This window comes from Micromonospora sp. DT31 (assembly GCF_049841795.1).
Classification (GTDB): domain Bacteria; phylum Actinomycetota; class Actinomycetes; order Mycobacteriales; family Micromonosporaceae; genus Micromonospora.
In genome coordinates, this window is the sequence record NZ_JBNCKZ010000001.1 from 475,831 (window position 1) to 492,973 (window position 17,143).

Annotated in this window: 13 protein-coding genes and 1 pseudogene; 8 read left to right on the forward strand and 6 right to left on the reverse strand. The window is 75.1% G+C overall.

Annotation, left to right across the window (positions count from 1 at the left end):
- Positions 1-86: 86 nt before the first annotated feature.
- Positions 87-800, reverse strand: a pseudogene (locus ACLQ2X_RS02020) (helical backbone metal receptor); the annotation flags it as partial.
- Positions 801-838: 38 nt separating this feature from the next.
- Complete coding sequence (locus ACLQ2X_RS02025; protein ID WP_425679170.1) at positions 839-1,927, reverse strand: DICT sensory domain-containing protein; 1,089 nt, start codon at positions 1,925-1,927, stop codon at positions 839-841.
- Between the two features lie 126 nt (positions 1,928-2,053).
- Between ACLQ2X_RS02025 and ACLQ2X_RS02030 the strand changes: the two genes are divergently transcribed.
- Both ACLQ2X_RS02030 and ACLQ2X_RS02035 read left to right on the forward strand, forming a co-directional pair.
- The gene (locus tag ACLQ2X_RS02030; RefSeq protein WP_425679171.1) at positions 2,054-2,917 is read left to right on the forward strand and encodes a hypothetical protein; all 864 of its coding nucleotides are present in this window, start codon (positions 2,054-2,056) and stop codon (positions 2,915-2,917) included.
- 233 nt (positions 2,918-3,150) lie between these two features.
- Positions 3,151-4,395, forward strand: coding sequence for a hypothetical protein (locus ACLQ2X_RS02035; protein WP_425679172.1), 1,245 nt, complete (start codon positions 3,151-3,153; stop codon positions 4,393-4,395).
- Between the two features lie 228 nt (positions 4,396-4,623).
- On the opposite strand, the gene ACLQ2X_RS02040 is transcribed toward ACLQ2X_RS02035, so the two are convergent.
- The gene (locus ACLQ2X_RS02040) at positions 4,624-4,971 is read right to left on the reverse strand and encodes a histone-like nucleoid-structuring protein Lsr2 (RefSeq protein ID WP_425679527.1); all 348 of its coding nucleotides are present in this window, start codon (positions 4,969-4,971) and stop codon (positions 4,624-4,626) included.
- 233 nt (positions 4,972-5,204) lie between these two features.
- On the opposite strand from ACLQ2X_RS02040, the gene lon reads away from it, so the two are divergent.
- Both lon and ACLQ2X_RS02050 read left to right on the forward strand, forming a co-directional pair.
- On the forward strand, positions 5,205-7,535 hold the full coding sequence (gene lon / locus ACLQ2X_RS02045; protein WP_425679173.1) for an endopeptidase La: 2,331 nt from the start codon (positions 5,205-5,207) through the stop codon (positions 7,533-7,535).
- Positions 7,536-7,778: 243 nt separating this feature from the next.
- Positions 7,779-8,309: a hypothetical protein gene (locus ACLQ2X_RS02050; protein ID WP_425679174.1), complete on the forward strand. Its 531-nt coding sequence runs from the start codon at positions 7,779-7,781 to the stop codon at positions 8,307-8,309.
- A gap of 51 nt (positions 8,310-8,360) precedes the next feature.
- Here the strand turns inward: ACLQ2X_RS02050 and ACLQ2X_RS02055 are convergent, their stop codons facing one another.
- Both ACLQ2X_RS02055 and ACLQ2X_RS02060 read right to left on the reverse strand, forming a co-directional pair.
- Positions 8,361-10,112 carry a DEAD/DEAH box helicase gene (locus ACLQ2X_RS02055; protein WP_425679175.1) on the reverse strand — a complete coding sequence of 584 codons (1,752 nt, stop codon included), beginning with the start codon at positions 10,110-10,112 and terminating at the stop codon, positions 8,361-8,363.
- A gap of 116 nt (positions 10,113-10,228) precedes the next feature.
- A complete protein-coding gene (locus ACLQ2X_RS02060; protein ID WP_425679176.1) occupies positions 10,229-11,056 on the reverse strand; it encodes a hypothetical protein in 828 nt (275 codons plus the stop codon).
- A gap of 132 nt (positions 11,057-11,188) precedes the next feature.
- Here ACLQ2X_RS02060 and ACLQ2X_RS02065 point away from each other — a divergent pair, with 132 nt between their 5' ends.
- From ACLQ2X_RS02065 to ACLQ2X_RS02075, 3 genes are read left to right on the forward strand one after another with little or no spacing between them, the layout of a single operon-like run.
- The gene (locus tag ACLQ2X_RS02065; RefSeq protein WP_425679177.1) at positions 11,189-12,334 is read left to right on the forward strand and encodes a sensor histidine kinase; all 1,146 of its coding nucleotides are present in this window, start codon (positions 11,189-11,191) and stop codon (positions 12,332-12,334) included.
- Entirely contained in the window at positions 12,331-12,936 is a 606-nt protein-coding gene (locus ACLQ2X_RS02070) for a response regulator (protein ID WP_425679178.1), read from the forward strand. Before ACLQ2X_RS02065 ends, ACLQ2X_RS02070 begins: the two co-directional genes overlap by 4 nt.
- Before the next feature lie 44 nt (positions 12,937-12,980).
- On the forward strand, positions 12,981-13,514 hold the full coding sequence (locus ACLQ2X_RS02075; RefSeq protein ID WP_425679179.1) for a 2'-5' RNA ligase family protein: 534 nt from the start codon (positions 12,981-12,983) through the stop codon (positions 13,512-13,514).
- Positions 13,515-14,038: 524 nt separating this feature from the next.
- On the opposite strand, the gene ACLQ2X_RS02080 is transcribed toward ACLQ2X_RS02075, so the two are convergent.
- Positions 14,039-16,234, reverse strand: a complete 2,196-nt coding sequence (locus tag ACLQ2X_RS02080; RefSeq protein WP_425679180.1) for a family 43 glycosylhydrolase — start codon at positions 16,232-16,234, stop codon at positions 14,039-14,041.
- 107 nt (positions 16,235-16,341) lie between these two features.
- On the opposite strand from ACLQ2X_RS02080, the gene ACLQ2X_RS02085 reads away from it, so the two are divergent.
- Positions 16,342-17,085, forward strand: a complete 744-nt coding sequence (locus tag ACLQ2X_RS02085) for an ArsR/SmtB family transcription factor (RefSeq protein WP_425679181.1) — start codon at positions 16,342-16,344, stop codon at positions 17,083-17,085.
- Positions 17,086-17,143: the final 58 nt, after the last annotated feature.

Genomic DNA, 17,143 nt, shown 5'->3' on the forward strand with positions numbered 1-17,143 from the left:
GTGCGGGGAGGGCCCCCCGGTCCACCCCCCCCGGGGCTGCGTCCCGGCGCGGTGCGGCGGCCCCGCGGACACGCGGGGGCCCCCACGACCGGATCGGCGAGCTGGGCGGCGAGCAGCGCCGGCGCCTCGGCCAGCGACGGGCCGTACCAGGTGAGGTGCCGGCCGCAGACGAGCGCCGCCGGCACGCCCGGGAACGCCTCCGGCCCGTCGTCGGCGGTGAACCGGTACGGCTCGTCCGGCAGCACCACCAGATCCGGCGCCCGGGCGCGCAGCTCGTCGAGCGTCGGCCGGGGGTAGCGCTCCCGGTCCCCGGCCCAGCAGTTGACCACTCCCAGCCGGGCCAGCACGTCCCCGGCGAACGTGTCCCGGCCCAGCACCACCCACGGGCGCCGCCACACCGGGATCACCGCGGTGCGGACGCGGGCCGGCGTGGGCAGGTCGGCCCAGGCCCGGCGGGCCGCCCGCAACCACGGCGGCTCGGCCGGCGCACCGAGCGCGGCGGCCAGCTCGCCGAGCTGGTCGAGGGCCTGCGACACGGTACGCGGGAAGGTGACCCGGACCGCCACCCCGGCCGCCCGCAGCGCCTGCGCGTCGGAGAGCCGGTTCTCCTCCTCGTTGAGCAGCACCAGATCCGGCCGGAGCGACAACACGCGCTCCAGGTCCGGGTACTTCGTTCCGCCGACCCGGGTGACGTCCAGCCCGGCCGGGTGGGTGCACCAGTCGGTCGCGCCGACCAGCACCTCCGGGCGGGTGGCCGCGACCGCCTCGGTCAGCGACGGCACCAGCGACACCACCCGCACGGCGGTTCCTCCCCTCGTACCGGGACCGTGTCCGCGGATCAGCCGACCCCGGCCACCGCGTCTGCCGACTCCGGCGGCAGGCCCGCCACCGGAAGTCCCTGCCGTACCGCCCAGTCCACCGCGGCGCGCAGGTCCGCCGTGGGCAGCGGCCGCCGGGTGGTCACCCCCACCGCCGCGTGCACGGTGTACGCGACGAACGGGTACGCCTGGGTCAGCGCGCCGATCGCCTCGTGCAGCCGGCGCACCACGTCCAACGCGGCCGGCTCGTCCATCCCGGGCAGCAGGAGCTGGAACTCGTTCTCGGCGACGCGCGGCGCACGGTCGACCGGGCGCAGCACGCCGGTGACCGTGGCGAGCACGGCGTGCCCCTCCCGGGCGACGCTGCGCCGGCCGAACCGTTCCGGCGAGCCGGCGGGCTCGTCGACGCGCAGGCCGACAAGCGCCACTGGCAGGGCGCCGGAGGCGGTCACCCCGTCGGTGTCGGTCCACCGGCGCAGGCCGGTCTCGTCCAGCACCGCCTCGGTCGGCTCCGCCGGCCGGGTGTGCCGGTCGCCGCGCCGGGCCAGCAGCCGCAGCGCCGCCTCGACGCGCGGCTCGCCCGGCCCGGAGGGGATGTCCCGCACCCGGGCGATCGCCTCGTCCAGGGCGAGCCGGGCGGGGGCGGGCAGCCGTTCGGCGAGCAGTCGCCGCAGCCGGATCGCCTCGTGCAGCGCCTCGTCGCGGCGGAAACCCCAGTGGCCGTCGAACAGCCGGCCGGCCTCCAGCGTCGGGGCCGGCGTGACCTCGCGGCGGTCCCGGGCCACCAGGGTGGCGCCGAAGCGCGGGCTCAGCACCACCACGGTCCACTCCCGGGCCAGGTCCTCCACCTCGTCGAGCGCCACCCCGTGCACCCGGTCGGGCAGGTCCGGCGGTGGGCCACCGACCATGCCGACCACCGTCGCCGAGGCCCGAGCGGCGATGCGCCGGTACACGGTGCTCTCCCGGCTGAAGTACGGCTGCCGTTGGAACAGGGCGAGCACGATCAGCGGCCCGTCCTCGGCCTCGGCGAGCGCGGCCCGTTCGATGGCGTGCGAGACGGCCACGAGGCTGCGTTTGGTGAACCGTTGCGGGGTCCGTGGGCTGTGCACGCGCCGAGCCTAGAGGGGCCGGCCCGGCGGCGCACCGGCCGACCCGTACCGGTACCGCCAGCTGGGCGGCCATGATCGACGTCCTACACTCGGTCGTCGACGCCGAGAGGGACGGATCAGGGCGAGATGACGAGCACCGGCAGCGTGACCGCCACCTGGCTGCGCCCGATCCCGCCCGGCACGCCGCTTCTGATCCGTGCCGGGCACGTCGGGCACGCCGCCCGGCGACTCGGTGGGCTGGTCCGGGGTCGTCCGCCGGGGGTCACCGGCAGTCAGTGGGGAACGGCCGCCCGCGCCGTGCTGGACCTGGTGGTCTGCGACGCCGATACCGGCCTGCCGCGCTTCGCGGTGCGGTTCGACCCGCCCGCCCCCGGCGGTTCGCCGGCGCGCCGCGAGCGACGCCTGACCGACGCGGTGTGCGCCTTGGTCGGGCTGCCGCTGTTGCGGGTCGAGTCGCCGACGCTCGGCGGGGTCGAACAGGTCCGCCGGTTCGTCGCGTACGTCGTCGACGCCCGGGCCTACGCGGCGGGCACCGGCCCGGACGGCGGCGACACGGTCGCCTTCCGGGACATCGTCGGCCGGTTGCCGGACGGGCGGCGCGGCCCGGTCAACGACCTCGGTGCGCTGGCCCGCGCCGAGGCGGTGCAGGCGTACGTGTCGGGGCGGCTGGTCGACCCGATCGTGCGTGGCCTGCACGTGCGGTGGGTCGACGGTCCGGCGGAGGGCTGGGCCTGGGTCGAGGTGCGACCCGGGCGGCACCTGCTGGAGCGGGTGCGTCTGGCGTGCCACGGTTTCGCCTGCGGGGTGGAACCGGGCCGGCTCGCCGAGGACCTGGCCGTGCTGGCGTTGGGGGAGCGGCTGCGCGACCTCGACGCCGCCGTGTCGTCGCTCGTGGACCGCGACGGGTTGCGGGAGCGGGTACGCGGCCTGGCCGCGCGTCGGGACGCGCTCGACGGTGGCTTCGCCTTCGACCACCTCTGCGTCGACTGATCCGTCCACGCCGCCCTTTTTCGATCCTCGGTTGAACCTTCGCCGTCGGCGCTCCGTACCTCAACGGGAACGGACGCAGATCTTTCCCGTCGCGCCCGGGCGGGCGCGGAGACGGTGCGGAAGGGCACCGTCGGCCATTGACGCGCGACCGGGTGTCGCAGTGATCCCACCGAGACTCGTCGGTCCGGCCGAGGTCACCAGTCAGCTACCGGATCGAGAAGGAGAGCAATTCGATGCGCAGGTCCACACGGGCGCGCCGGTCATCCGGTAACGCGCGGAGCAAGCGGGTGCTGGCCGTGGTCGGCACGCTCGCGGTTTTCGGCGGTGTCGTGGCCGTCACCCAGATCTCGTCCGCCGAGGACCGCCGGACGGCCACCCGCGCCGCCTCGGCGTCGTGTGTGGCCCCGGCTTCCGGGGCGACCGCTCCGGGCGGTACGGGCAGCGCCACGCGGACCTGGCAGGACGGCCGCTGGGTGCGCAACCACTGGGGTGACGGTCAGATGTCGGTGGCCGAGTGCCGGCAGACCCGCGGCGGTGGCGCGGGCGCCGGGGCGCCGGCCGTGGTCTGCCCAGACGTGCGCGGCCGGCTGCCGCAGGTGCCGGACCGGGCCCGTGCCGAGGTGGACCGCAACCTGGCGCTGCTGGACACCCAGATCGCCGAGGCGAACCGGCGGCTCGCGGCGGAGGGCCGCCGCGGCGGTGACGTCGTCAACAACGCGGTCCTCACGCCGTTGGCGGACAAGCGGACCGCGACGCTCAACCGGATCGCCACCGCGATCGGGCGGGTGGGCCAGCGCCCGCCGGGCCTGGACCAGCTCGCCCGGTGCGCCATCGCCGACAATCCCCAGCCCGGCGCCAGCGGCAGCCCCGGCAATCCCGGCAGCGGCAGCCCCAGCGCTGACCCGGGCAGCGGCAGCCCCGGTGGCGGCACCGGCCTGAACGTGTTGGCCAAGGACTGCTCCGACAGCCGGTTGCAGGCGCACGACGGGTTCCAGAACGGAAACCGGTGCGTGAGCACCGCGTTCGGCGAGGTCGGCGCCGCGGCGAACAACCCGTCGTTGTTGATCAGCCAGTTCCCGAACCAGGTACGGCGCAACCAGCCGTTCACGCTGCGGGTCACCACGAGGAACCTGGTGCGGGACCGTTTCCTGGCCGCCGGCCAGGGCGGCTACTACCTGGAGAGCTCGCTGCTCAACGGTGAGGGCCTGGTGCGCGGGCACTTCCACACGGCGTGCCGGATGCTCGGCAGCACCCGGCAGCCGCCGAGCCCGCAGGACGTGCCGGCGTTCTTCGTCGCCACCGAGGACGGCCGGGGTGGCTCCGAGCCGGACGACGTGCTGATCCAGATCCCGGGTCTGGCCCAACCGGGTCTGGCGCAGTGCGCCGTGTGGGCCGGTGACGGCTCCCACCGCATCCCGATGATGGAGCGGGCCAATCAGACGCCGGCCATCGACGTGGTGCGCATCCGGGTCAACTGAGCGGGTGCGCGTCGCGGGGGGGGGGGGGGGGGGCCGGGGGCGGGGGTGGCCCGGGGCGCCCGCGACGCGTTCGGGCCGGAGTGACGACGTCGGAGTGGGACCGCTCCCGGAGAAAATCTCGTTTCGCGGCTCATCCGCCGGCAAAAACATCAGCCGGGCAAAAGCTGGCGGGGCCCCGCCGATTTCTCAGCGTGACCCCGGCGTGCCCGACGGTGAAGACGCCGACGCTCAGCGGTTCTTGTACGCCTCGACGACCGAGACCGGGATGCGTCCGCGCTCGGAAATCTCGAAGCCGTTCTTGGCGGCCCATTCGCGGATGGCGCGGTTCTGCTCCCGGTCCATTCCGGAGGTGCTCGGCCGGGCGGCGCCACGTGCCGCGCGGCCGGTGTCGATCGCGCCGCGCCCGATCCGCCTGCCAGCGCTGATATAGGGGTCGAGGGCCTTGCGCAGGACGCCGGCGTTCTCGTCGGAGACATCGATCGTGTACGCCACGCCGTCCAGGCTGAACTCGACGGTCCGGTCGGCCTTTCCGCCGTCCAGGTCGTCGGTCAGAACGGTGATTACTTTCCTTGCCATCGCCATTGCTCCCTGTGTCGGGCGGGGTGTGGTAAGAGTTTGACCTACCGTGCGGTAATTCCGCAACAATACCCGCCCCGTTTCCATTCGGCGGGTCGTGCGGTAAACGGCGACCTATTGCGTCCGGGGGGTGACGGACCCCGGTCCACAGTGGTGTGGGTCACAAGCCGGAACAAGGGACACGGCTTGTTACTTGAGCCAGACACGCTCAAGCAACCGATGGTAGGTGTTCGATGGCTACTCTCCCGGTACTTCCCCTGACCGACGCCGTCCTGCTGCCCGGGATGGTCATCCCGGTGACCCTCGACCCGACCACCCAGGCCGCAGTCGACGCCGCCCGTGCCACCGGCGACAAGGAACTGCTGGCCGTGCCCCGCCTCGACGGCGAGTACGGCCCCGTCGGCGTCGTCGCGACGATCGAGCAGGTGGGCCGGCTGCCCAGTGGCGAACCGGCGGCGGTGATCCGCGGTCTCACCCGCGCCCGGATCGGCTCCGGCGTGCCCGGCCCCGGCGCCGCCCTCTGGGTCGAGGCGACCCCGCTCGACGAACCCGCCCCCGCCGGCCGGGCCCGGGAACTGGCCCGCGAGTACCGCGCGCTGATGACCTCGGTGCTCCAGCAGCGCGGCGCCTGGCAGGTCATCGACGCGATGGAACGGATGACCGATCTCTCCGAACTGGCGGACTCCGCCGGCTACGCGCCCTGGCTCAGCCTGGTGCAGAAGACCGAACTGCTCACCGCGCCGGACGTCACCGCCCGGCTGGAACTGCTCGTCGGCTGGGTGACCGAACACCTGGCCGAACAGGAGGTCACCGAGCGGATCACCAGCGACGTGCGGGAAGGGCTGGAGAAGTCCCAGCGCGAGTTCCTGCTCCGCCAGCAACTCGCCGCCATCCGCAAGGAACTCGGCGAGGACGAGCCGGACGGCTCCGCCGACTACCGCTCCCGCGTCGACGCCGCCGACCTGCCGGAGAAGGTCCGCGAGGCCGCCCTGCGCGAGGTCGGCAAGCTGGAACGGGCCAGCGACGCCTCACCCGAGGCCGGCTGGATCCGCACCTGGCTGGACACCGTCCTGGAGATGCCGTGGAACACGCGTACCCAGGACAACACGGACCTGGCCGCGGCGCGTGCGGTGCTCGACGCCGACCACGCCGGCCTGGCCGACGTGAAGGACCGCATCTTGGAGTACCTCGCGGTGCGCAACCGGCGGGCGGAACGCAACCTCGGCGTGGTCGGCGGTCGCGGCTCCGGCGCGGTGCTCGCCCTGGCCGGCCCGCCCGGGGTCGGCAAGACCAGCCTCGGCGAGTCGGTCGCCCGGGCGCTCGGGCGCACCTTCGTCCGGGTCTCCCTCGGTGGCATCCGCGACGAGGCGGAGATCCGGGGCCACCGCCGCACCTACGTGGGCGCGCTGCCCGGCCGGATCGTGCGGGCGCTGCGCGAGGCCGGCTCGATGAACCCGGTCGTGCTCCTCGACGAGGTCGACAAGCTGGCCGTCGGTTATGCCGGCGACCCGGCGGCGGCCCTGCTGGAGGTGCTCGACCCGGCGCAGAACCACACGTTCCGCGACCACTACCTGGAGGTCGACCTCGACCTGTCCGACGTGCTGTTCCTGGCCACCGCAAACGTGGTGGAGTCGATCCCCGGTCCGCTGCTGGACCGGATGGAACTGGTCACCCTGGACGGCTACACCGAGGACGAGAAGGTGGCCATCGCCCGGGACCACCTGCTGCCCCGGCAGCTCCAGCGGGCCGGGCTGACCGCCGAGGAGGCCACCGTCACCGACGACGCGTTGGCGCGCATCGCCGGCGAGCACACCCGGGAGGCCGGGGTGCGGCAGATGGAACGGGCCCTGGGCAGGATCCTGCGCAAGGTCGCGGTCGCGCTGGCGTCCGACCCGGCGCCGGTGCACGTCGACGCCGCCGAGCTGACCCGCTACCTGGGTCGGCCGAGGTTCACCCCGGAGTCGGCCGAACGCACCGCCGTACCCGGCGTGGCCACCGGCTTGGCCGTCACCGGCGCCGGCGGCGACGTGCTCTTCATCGAGGCCACCGGCATGGCCGGCGAGCCGGGGCTGACCCTCACCGGCCAGCTCGGCGACGTGATGAAGGAGTCCGCGCACATCGCCTGGTCGTACCTGCGGGCCAACGGCCGGCGGTACGGCCTGGACCCGAACGCGCTTGCCGGGCGGCGGATCCACCTGCACGTCCCCGCGGGCGCGGTGCCCAAGGACGGCCCGAGCGCCGGCATCACCATGGTGACCGCGTTGGCCTCCCTGGTGACCGGCCGTCCGGTGCGGCCCGAGTTCGGGATGACCGGCGAGGTGACGCTGTCGGGCCGGGTGCTGCCCATCGGCGGCGTGAAGCAGAAGCTGCTCGCCGCCCACCGGGCCGGGCTCACCGAGGTGATCATCCCGAAGCGCAACGAGCCGGACCTGGACGACCTGCCGGCGGAGGTCCGGGACGCGCTGACCGTGCACGCCCTGTCCGACGTGGCGGACGTGCTCGCGCTGGCGTTGCGCCCGGCCGAGGTCGAGTCGCTGGACGGCCCGGCCCTCGCCGCGGCCTGATCGCACGACACCGCTGCCCGCACGGATCGACCCCGCCGCCTCACCAGGGGGCGGGGTCGATGCCATGTCGTGGGAAAGGCGAGGACAATTCGCCGAACAAATGGTTACGTGCGCTTTCTGAAATTGTCAAAAGGGGGCCACTTCCCTCGGCTTCAGCAGCCTTACGCTGCGGATATCGGTTCCGCTGTGAATTCGACCCGCCGCGGGCCGCCGACGGGACCGGTTCGAGGAAAGGGGTCCCCCGTGTCCACCACGACCTTCCACCGCCGGGCGAATCGCTCGGCGGCCACCCGCCTCGCCCGTCGGGTGGCGCTGCTCGGGGCCGTAGCCCTCGTCGGCGTCCTGACCCTGGCCGCGCCAGCGGCCGCCGAACCGGGCGGCGTGTCCGGGCGGGGCCACGTCCTCGTCCTCCCGGCGGCGCCGGCGGCCGCCGCCCGGTCGGCCCGGCTTCAGGCGGTGACGCCGACGATCTCGCCGGCCGCCCGACAGGTGCGGCACGTCGCCGCCGGAAAGCCGGCCACCTGCGCCGGCGGGAACCTGTGCACGTTCGTCTGGGACCCGACCACGTCCAGCTGGAAGATCTTCGACCTGTACGCGTGCAACCGTTACACGCTGTCCTACTGGCAGGGCGCCGGCTTCTACGTCAACGCCCAGACCGGCGGCCCCACCGTCTCCTTCTACAACCAGAGCGGCGGCGTCGTGAACTCCTTCACCGGCACGGGCACCGGCACCCAGAACTGGGACCCGGTCTGGTCCATCCGAAACTGCACGTAACCGCCGTGCCGCACCGGGCCGGGGCGACCCCCGGCCCGGTCGCGGGCCCGGTCAATGGTCGTGCCGGTCCCGGCCCTCCGGGCGGCGTCCCTCGTCGCTGTCGCCGTCACGGTCGCGCCGTACCGTCGCCTTGCGGCCCTTGATCGTGCTGCCGCGCAGTCCCCGGATAACCTCCTCGGCCACCGCCACCGGCACCTCGACCAGGGAGAACCGGTCGGCGATCTCGATCGAGCCGATGTCCCGCCCGTTCACCCGCGTCTCCCCGGTGATCGCCCCGACCAGGTCCTGCGGTCGCACCCCGGCTCGCCGGCCCAGCCCGATGAAGACCTGGGTGGTGTGGCCGCCGCGGGCCCGAGGGCCGCTGCGGCGATCCCGGCTGTCGGACCCGGGTCGGGTCTCCCGCGCCGCGCGGACCGCGACCTGCGGGATCTCCTCGTCCTCGTCGGTGGTGCCCGGCAGCGTGGCCTCGTGCGCCAGCTTCACCGCGGCGAGCGCGACCTCCATCAGGTCGAACTCGTCGGTGAGCGACTCGACGATCGCCCGGAACGGCTCCAGGTCGTCCTCCAGCAGTGACTCCCGCAACGCCGCCTGGGTCAGCTCCAGCCGGCGGGTCCGCAGGTCCGCCACCGTGGGGATCTTGTCGACCGAGATCCGCTGACCGGTGACCCGCTCGATGGTCTTGAGCATCCGGTGCTCGCGGGGCTCGGCCAGCGTGATCGCCACGCCCTCCCGCCCGGCCCGGCCCACCCGGCCGATCCGGTGCACGTACGACTCCGGCGCCGACGGTACGTCGTAGTTGACCACGTGGGTGAGCTGCTCGACGTCCAGGCCCCGGGCCGCCACGTCGGTCGCGACCAGCAGGTCCGCCGTGCCGCCGCGCAGCCGGCCCATCACCCGGTCCCGCTGCTCCTGGCTCATCCCGCCGTGCAGCGCCTCGGCCCGGTAGCCGCGCCCGTTCATCGTCTCGGTGAGCCGGTCCACCTCCTCCCGGCTGCGGCAGAACACGATCGCCGCGGTGGGCGACTCCACGTCCAGCACCCGGCCCAGCGCGGCCGGCTTGTGTGCCCGCGCCACCAGGTAGGCGCTCTGCCGCACCCGGGGCGCCGCCCCGGCCACCTGCCGCTCCCGTTCGATCCGGATCCGAACCGGGTCGGTGAGGTGCTGGCGGGCCAGGCCGTCGATGCGGGCCGGCATGGTGGCCGAGAAGAGCACCGTCTGCCGGCCGGCGGGGGCGTGCTCCAGGATCGCCTCGATGTCCTCGGCGAACCCCATGTCGAGCATCTCGTCGGCCTCGTCCAACACCACCGTGGTCAGCGAGCCCAGCCGCAGGGTGCCCCGGGCGATGTGGTCCAGTGCCCGTCCCGGCGTCGCCACCACCACGTCCACCCCGTGGTCGAGCGCGCGCAGCTGACGCACGATCGGCTGGCCGCCGTAGATCGGCAGCACCCGGGCGCCCAGGTCCTTGCCGTAACGGTGGAACGCCTCGGAGACCTGCACCGCCAGTTCCCGGGTCGGCACCAGCACCAGCGACACCGGGTCGCCGTCGGACCGGCCCACCGGCATCCGCTGCAACAGCGGCAGCGCGAACGCGGCGGTCTTCCCGGTGCCGGTCGCCGCCTGCCCGAGCAGGTCCGCGCCGGCCAGCAGCGGCGGAATCGCCTCCCGCTGGATCGGGGTCGGTTCCTCGTAGCCCAGCGCGGCCAGCGCGCCCAGCAACTCGGCGCGCAACCCGAGGTCCGCGAAGGCGGCCTCCTCGGCGTCGGCGGGAAGGGCAGGGTCGGTCGGGGTCGGTGCGGCGCTCATGCGACAAGCTTTTCATCACCGCCCCACGGTGGTCGCGGCGACCGGCCCAAACGTTCGCCGCGCCACCCGTGCCGTCCCGTCCGGGTGATCCGGTCGAGCCCCGTGTCCCGACCGGATCACCGGGACAGGACGGCCAGCAACGTGGTGAGGCCGACCCCGATGTCGAACACCGCGCACCACAGCGCGTACCCGCGCGGCACCACCGCTCCGGTGCGGTGGTGCCAGGCGTCCCAGGCGGCGTGCCCGAGCCAACCCACGCCGACCAGCACGCCGGCGACCTCGACGGACGCCGCCATCGCCACGACCGCCAGGCCGCCCCACACCGCCGCCCCGGCGAGCTGCGTCGCCAGCGCGCGCCGGTCGCCCCACCGCCGCCGCCAGGTGCCGATCAACAGGTAGCCGGCCGGCAGGACCAGCAGCGACCACCAGGCGAACGCGGTCGGCGCGAAGAACATGTCCACCGTCATGAGCAGCGCCAGCCCCGCCGGCCACCCCCGCGCCACGGCCGTGGCCAGCGGGTGCCGGCGCGACGGCGCGGCGGCGGTGTGCCGGTGGCGCAGGGCCACCACCAGCATCGCCGGCACCATCAGCAGGTGGCCGCCGAGCAGCAGCGCGTCGTCCCCGACCCACCCCGCCCACCAGGGCGGGAGGAGCAACAGGAACGGCACGTACATGGCCGCCGACATTTCACCGGTGGCGGCCCACCCGTCACCCCGGTACCACATCCACCCGGCCATCCCCAGCGCCATGTTCGTCGCCATCACCAGCGCGCCCACGTCCGGGCGCGCCAGCACGACCGCGCCGCCCAGCAGATCGCCGCCCACCTGCCACAGCGGCGCGAGCAGCACCATGCCGGCCACCATCGCCACGACCATCCCGGCCAGGTGCCGGGCCCGCGACCACCCGGCCCACCGCCGGGGTACGCCCACCGTCATCTCCGTCATGCCCCGACCCTGCCCGTGCGCCGCGCACGGGACCAGGTGTGTCCGTCACCGGGAAACCGTGCGGATCGCACGGTCCGACCGTGACATCGCGCAGGGGTGGGCCGACCGGTGCACGCCCTAGGATCGGCGGGCATGACTGTCGACTCGGCGGACCACCGGCTGCGCCGCGCCCGGCGTGTCACCCTGCTGTCGCTGGCCACGAACGTGTGGACCACCGTGCTGCTGCCGGCCGTCGGCCTGGCCCGCGAGCCCGACCCGGTGCGGGTGACGCTCGGCGTGATCGGCCTGCTGCTGTTCACGGTCGCGCAGTTCGGGGTGCTGCACGCGGCGGTCACGCCGTGGCTCCCCGCGCCGGCCCGCCGTCGTCGGCACGTCGCCCTGGCGGTGGCCGCGCTGCTCAGCCTGCCCCTGCTCGGCCCGGTGGCCGCGGGCTCCTGGCCCACCTGGGCCTGGCTCGGCGCGTCCCTGGTCGGCATGACGCCGCTGCTGTTCCGCCCCGCCGTAGGGGCGGTCGCGGTGACCGGCGTGCTGGCGGCGTGCGCGACCGTCACCGCGCTGACCGGTGGGCCGCTGCCCCGCGCGCTGCTGGTCACCGGCGCGGTAGGCGCCGGCGTCGCCGCGCTCACCTGGATCCAGGTCTGGTTCTGGGACCTGCTGGTCGAGGCGCGGCAGGGGCAGGCCGCGCAGACCCGGCTCGCCGGGGCGGAGGAACGGCTGCGCTTCGCCCGGGACGTGCACGACCTGCTCGGCCACGACCTGACCGTGATCGCGCTCAAGGCGGAGCTGGCGGAGCGACTGGCGCCCGTCGACGCGGCGCGGGCGGCCCGGGAGGCGGCCGAGGCCCGCCGGCTCGCCGGTACGGCGCTGACCCGGGTCCGCGCGGCGGTCCACGGCTACCGTGCCGTCGACCTGGCCGAGCAGGCGGCGGCGGTCGGGGAGGTGCTGCGCTCCAGCGGCGTGCGTACCACCGTGGTCCCGCCGGCCGGCGAGGTGCCCCAGCCGATCGCCGCCGACCTGGCTGCCGTGCTGCGCGAGGCCGGGACGAACGTGCTGCGGCACAGCCGCGCCGGCTGGTGCCGGATCGAGATCACCCGGGAGGACGGCGCGGTGACGCTTACCGTACGCAACGATGGTGTCCGTGACGACGACGGCCCGGACCGGCTCAGCGGCGGCCTGCGCGGCCTGGCCGACCGGCTCGCCCCGGCTGGTGGCCGGCTCCGGGCGGACGCCGCCGACGGCGTGTTCAGCCTGGTGGCGACCGTGCCGGTGGCGTCGTGATCCGGGTGCTGCTGGCCGACGACGAGGAACTGATCCGGCTCGCGCTCGCCGCGCTGCTCGACCTGGAACCGGACATCGAGGTGGTGGCGCACGCCGCGGACGGGCGTGCCGCCCTGGCCGCGGCGCGGGCGCACCGCCCGGACGTCACCGTGCTCGACCTGGAGATGCCGCCACCCGGCGGGGTCGAGTTCGCCGCCGAACTGACCCGCGCGCTGCCGGGCTGCGCCCCGGTGATCCTCACCGGTCACGGCCGCCCCGCCCAGCTGCGGCCGGCGCTGGCCGCCGGGGTGCGCGGCTTCCTCGCCAAGGGTGCCCCCGGCGGGGCGCTGGCCGACGTGATCCGCCGGGTGCACTCCGGCGCACGCTACGTCGACCCGGCGCTCGCGGCCGACGCGCTGACCCTGCCCGAGTGCCCGCTGACGCCGCGCGAGCTGGAGACGCTGCGGCTGGCCGAACTCGGCACCCCCGTCGCGGTGATCGCCCGCCGGACCCACCTGGCCGCCGGAACCGTGCGTAACCACCTCAGCGCCTGCGTGCAGAAGCTCGGTGCCGCCGACCGGGCCGAGGCGGTACGCCGGGCCCGGGAAGCCGGCTGGCTCTGACGTACCGGGCGTCGTGGGCCGCCGCCAGCGACTAGCCTGATCACGTGCGGACGGTCGAACTGCTCTGCTCAGCGGAGCTGGACGCGGCGGTGCGGGCCGCCTGGGATCGGCTCGCCGCCGCCGGGCTGCCCAGCCTGGCCCGTCACACGCATCCGACGAACCGGCCGCACCTGACGCTCGCCTCCGTCGACGGGTTCCCGCCCGGGGCCGAGCAGCGCCTGGCCGACCTCTGCGACGCCGCGCTGCCGCTGCCGGTGCGGCTGGACCGGGTGGCGGTGCTCGACGGCAGCGCCCCGCTGGTCTGGCTGGTGCACCCGACACCGCAACTCGTCGCGCTGCACGGCGCGGTGTGGGACGTGCTCGCCGAGGCCTCCGGCGCGCACCCGTGGCATCTGCCCGGCCGGTGGGTTCCGCACCTGAGCCTGGCGTTGCGGTTCGGCGACGCGGACCGGCGCCGCGCCCGTGCGGTCACCGGGACGGGCCGGCCGACCGGGTCGTTCGTGGCGGCGCGCAGCTACGACGGCGACGCCGGCACGGTCAGCGAGCTGACCGCCGCCCACCCGCGTTCCGGCGGCTGAGCGGCGGTGCCGGTGCGCAGCCGCTGGTGAGGTCCCGGGCATAGCGACGACCGCGAATTGATGCGGTGACTATGCTGCCGCCGTGCGGGCTGTGTGGTCATCGACCACGAGGGGATGGACGGAACCAGCCTCGACCCATGGGCGGTGGCCGCCCATCTGGTCGGCATGTTCCTCGCCTTCCCCGCTGTGGTCATCGCGGTAGCTGGCAGCGCCCGTGCCGCAGCGGTTGGTGCGCTACCGACTCGTTCGGATCCGCGAGCAGGGCGACGTGCGTGGACCGGTAGGTTCGGATGTCCGGCGACTGCGCGGCGAACCTCGCTTTCGGGTCGGTGGCCAGCCGTTGGGCCAGCTGGACGGGCAGGTCCAGATCTCGGGTGCCAGCATCGCATCCGTGGATCCGCGTCGGCGGCCAGACCTGATACTCCGGTCGGGTGAGGCGTCGTGCCGCCGCCCCGGCGGGCTGCGGGTGACATCGGCCCCGCCTCCACCGAGACAGGGCCGATGCCCGTGAGTGCACCCGACCGTCAGCGGTGGACGCGCAGGTAGTCGAACTCCGCCGGCACCGCCGGAGTCGCCCCGCCGTGCGCCACCAACCCGATCCGCGGTGTCGTGTCCGCGGGGAACGTCCACACCGCACCCCACGTCCAGCGCTTCCCGTCCCGGCTGGACCCGGCCCGGAACTCGTGTTCGCCGTTCACCGGGTCGACCCGGTGCGCCAGGCGCAGCCACGTGGTGGTGCCCGGGGTGCCGACGATGCTGCCGCCGTACACGGGCTGGCCGGCGAAGGGCAGCTCGTAGCCGTACTCGACCTGCCGGGTGTTCCAGATCGCCACCTGGGTCAGCCGGGCGAACCTGTCGTCGTCGACGTACGCGACCAGCCCCGCCTGCTGGTAGTTGCGCACGCTGTCCTCGCCCAGCTCCAGCGTCACCTTCGTCTCGACGACGTAGGTGCCGGCGGGTGCGTCGCGCAGCAGCACCGAGGCGGTGTTGCCGGTGCCGGACAGGTCGGCGTTCTGCACCGGCCAGCGCAGCGCGCCGCCGACCACGGTGGCGGCCGGGTCCTGGCGTACCCACCGCCAGGCCGGGTCGAGCCCGCCGGTGAACTCGTCGGAGAAGCCGCGCAGCACCGGGCCGACGCGGGGGTCGGCGACGGTGTGCCGCACCGGCCGGTAAAGCCGGGTGGCGCTGACGTTGTCGAACTCGGCCGGGCCGCCCTCGGCGCGCACGGACACCGCACCGGTCGTCGGGCGGGGGAGCCACAGGAACACCTGGGCGACCGGGTCGCCGAGGCGGGACGGGCTGAGCGTGGCGACGAGCCGCCGGTCGCGTACCTCGATCGCGAGGTTGTGCCGGTCGCGCAGGTCCAGACCGGCGGGCAGCGACGTGGCGGCGGCGCCGGCGGTCAGCCGGCCGCCCCCGACGCGGACGTCCACGCCGCGCAGCCGCAGCCCGGCGGTGGTCGCTCCGGTCAGCCGCAGGTCGGTCTCCGCGCGCAGGTCGCCACCGAGGCGGGCCCGTGAGGTGAGCGTGCCGCTGCCGGTCAGCACCCCGGCGGCGGCCTGCCACCGGCCCGGCCCGACCCGCCAGCCGCGCAGGTCGGCCGTGGCGAAGCGGGCGTCGATGCGGCCCGTGGTCACCGGCGCGGGCCGGTCGGCGTCCGAGGGGCCGGCGCCCGCGTTGACGGTGGGCCACCCGTCGATCCAGTCGAGGCGGTCCAGCAGCATCGGCCGCTCGTTGACACCGAACGGCTCGTCCAGGTACGGGTCGGCGCGGTCGATGCCGTGGTAGGCGATCCAGTCCTGCCCGGACAGGTCGGTGAGGACGGCGTTGTGCCCGGTGCCGATCCAGCGGTTGCCGTTCTGGGTGAGGACCGGGGTGCCGCCGGCGCGGGAGACGTCGAGGCGCTGGCCGTCGCGGTCGACGAACGGGCCGCGCGGGTCACGGGACCGGCCGACCTGCACCGAGTAGCCGGTGGCCGGGCCGGCGCAGCAGTTCGCGGTGGAGGCGAACAGGTAGTACCAGCCGTCGCGGCGCAGCGCGTACCCGCCCTCGAACTTGTTGTCGATCGCGACGGGTGTCGGCGTGCCGACCGCGCGCAGGCCGTCCGGGGACAGCTCGGTGACCGAGACGCCGCCGTAGTAGCTGCCGTAGTAGAGCCAGTGGCGGCCGTCGGCGCCGGTGAGCTGGCTCGGGTCGATCGTCCACAGGTAACCGCCGCCCGCGCCGGGCCGGGGCGCGACCGCAGGCGTGTCGGCGAACGTCCACGGGCCGGCCGGGCTCGGCGCGGTGGCCACGCCGACCGCCGTGTCGAACGTGTCGTCGGAGACGGTGGTGTCGGTGACGGTCACGTACATCACCCACCTGCCGGCCACGCGGCGCACGTCGGGCGCCCAGAACGCCGCTCCGGGTGCGGCGTAGGCGGGCCGCTGGTCCGGGGCGAACGCGTCGCCGGCGTACGTCCAGTCGACCAGGTCGGCGGAGCGGGCGATCGGCACCCGGTGGCTGCGCCCCTCGCCCTCGCGCAGCGGGTCGGAGGTGCCGAAGGCGTACCAGGCTCCGTCGTCGCCGCGGACCACGACCGGGTCGGCGAAGGTGTCGGCGAATCCGGCCGAGACCGGGTTGCGGTAGCGGTCGCCCCCGGTGGCCGACGCGGGCGCCGCGCCGGCGAGCAGGAGCACGAGTACGGCGGTGAGCGCGCCGCCGCGGCGGAGGTGTCGCATCTGGCCTGCCTCTACGGTGGATGGAGGTAGCTGCGGTGCACCGTTTCTGCAACGTTGGACACAACGATGTAAAGCATTGTCCGCCCGGCCCGTGCCAGCATGGGCCGATGACCGCCCACGCCGACGGCCGCACGCTTGCCGGATTCGCCGCGCTGCTCGCCGACCCCACCCGGGCCGGCTTCTGCCTCGCACTGCTCGACGGCCGGGCCTGGACCGCCGGGGAACTGGCCCGCACCGCCGGAGTCGCGGCGTCCACCGCCAGCGACCACCTCACCCGCCTGGTGCGCGGCGGCCTGCTGGCCGAGGAGCGCCAGGGGCGCCACCGCTACGTCCGTCTCGCCGACCCGGCGGTCGCCCAACTCGTCGAGGACCTGGCCGGGCGGGCACCGGCGCCGGCCACCCCGCCGCGCACGTTGCGCGCCGCGTCGACAGGTGCCGCGCTCGCGTACGCCCGCACCTGCTACGACCACCTGGCCGGGCGGCTCGGCGTGCTGCTGCACGACGCGCTGCTCGCGCGCGGCGTGCTGGACCGCTCCGGCGGCCTGGCGCTGACCCCCACCGGGGTGTCCTGGCTGGCCGACCTGGGCGTCCCGGTCGAGCCGCTGCGCGCCGGCCGGCGACCGCTTGTGCGCGACTGTCTGGACTGGACGGAACGGCGTCCGCACCTGGCCGGGGCGCTCGGCGCGGCGCTGTGCGGGCGTTTCCTCGACCTCGGTTGGACGGCGCGGGGCGGCGGGCGGGCGGTGCGGCTCACCTCGCCCGGCCGGGACGCCCTGGCCGAGGTGCTGGCGCTCGACCCGGCCGAGCTGGCCCCACCGGCGTCCCGCGACACCGGCCCCGCCCGCGCCTGACCCGCCCACCCCGCACCCGGCCGTTCCAGGTCCCGCCCGGCCGGGGCGGCGGGACGCC